At 64.7% G+C, this 1,430-nt stretch carries 2 protein-coding genes; both read right to left on the minus strand.

Annotated features, from left to right (window positions below):
* Positions 1-701 (minus strand): electron transfer flavoprotein subunit alpha/FixB family protein (locus IB236_RS24160; RefSeq protein WP_192422481.1); only part of this gene is annotated, 701 nt, incomplete at its 3' end.
* A partial coding sequence (locus tag IB236_RS24165) for an electron transfer flavoprotein subunit beta/FixA family protein (RefSeq protein ID WP_225581356.1) occupies positions 702-1,430 on the minus strand: 729 nt, incomplete at its 5' end.

Raw genomic sequence — 1,430 nt, forward strand, 5'->3', positions numbered from 1 at the left:
GCGTCCACCGCCGCGCGGCTGGCACCCAGGGCGGCGCCCAGCTTGTCGGCCAGGGGCGTCATGACTTCGTCGAACTTTTCCTTGCTGCCCAGCGCACGACCACCGGAGACGATGATCTTGGCAGCGGTCAGCTCGGGGCGGTCGCTCTTGGCGATTTCGCTGCCCACGAAGCTGCTCTTGCCTGCGTCGGCCGTGGCGGCGGCGGTTTCAACTTGTGCGCTGCCACCGGTGGCGGCTGCGGCGTCAAAGCCGGTGGTGCGCACGGTGATGATCTTGACGGCATCTTGGCTTTGCACGGTGGCAATGGCGTTGCCGGCGTAGATGGGGCGCTCAAACGTATCGGCTGCGATCACCTTGGTGATGTCGCTGATCTGGGCCACGTCGAGCTTGGCCGCAACGCGGGGGGCCACGTTCTTGCCGCTGGCAGTCGCGGGGAACAGGATGTGGCTGTAGTTGGATGCGATGGCGAGCACTTGCGCGGCGACGTTTTCTGCCAGGCCGTGTTCCAGGCCAGGGGCGTCGGCGTGGATGACCTTGACAACACCGGCTATTTGGGAGGCGGCTTGTGCAGCAGCGCCGGCGTTGTGGCCGGCCACCAGCACGTGCACGTCGCCACCGCAGGCCACTGCGGCCGTGACGGTGTTCAGCGTGGCGCCCTTGATGGACGCGTTGTCGTGTTCAGCAATAACGAGTACCGACATTTAGATCACCTTCGCTTCGTTCTTGAGTTTTTCGACCAGGGCGGCCACGTCGGCCACCTTGATGCCTGCGCCGCGCTTGGCGGGTTCGGTCACCTTCAGGGTCTTCAGGCGCGGGGCCACGTCCACACCGAGGTCTTCGGGCTTGACGGTATCGAGCTGCTTTTTCTTGGCCTTCATGATGTTGGGCAAGGTGACGTAGCGGGGCTCGTTCAGGCGCAGGTCGGTGGTGATGACGGCGGGCAGGGTCAGGGCCAGGGTTTCCAGGCCGCCGTCCACTTCGCGGGTCACGCTGACCTTGTCGGCAGCCAGTTCGACCTTGCTGGCGAACGTGGCCTGGGGCAGGTCGGCCAGGGCCGCCAGCATCTGGCCGGTCTGGTTGGCGTCGTCGTCGATGGCTTGTTTGCCCAGGATGATGAGCGAGGGTTGCTCTTTGTCCACCAGGGCCTTCAGGAGCTTGGCCACGGCCAGGGGCTGCAGTTCCACGTCGGTCTCGACCAGGATGGCGCGGTCGGCGCCAATGGCCATGGCGGTGCGCAGGGTTTCCTGGCACTGGGCCACGCCGCAGGAGACTGCGATGACTTCGGTCACCAGGCCTTTTTCTTTCAGGCGCACGGCCTCTTCAACGGCGATTTCGTCAAAGGGGTTCATGCTCATCTTCACGTTGGCGATGTCCACACCCGTGTTGTCCGACTTCACGCGGACCTTCACGTTGTAGTCCACCACGCGCTT

This window comes from Acidovorax sp. ACV02 (assembly GCF_014851475.1).
GTDB lineage: Bacteria > Pseudomonadota > Gammaproteobacteria > Burkholderiales > Burkholderiaceae_C > Acidovorax > Acidovorax delafieldii.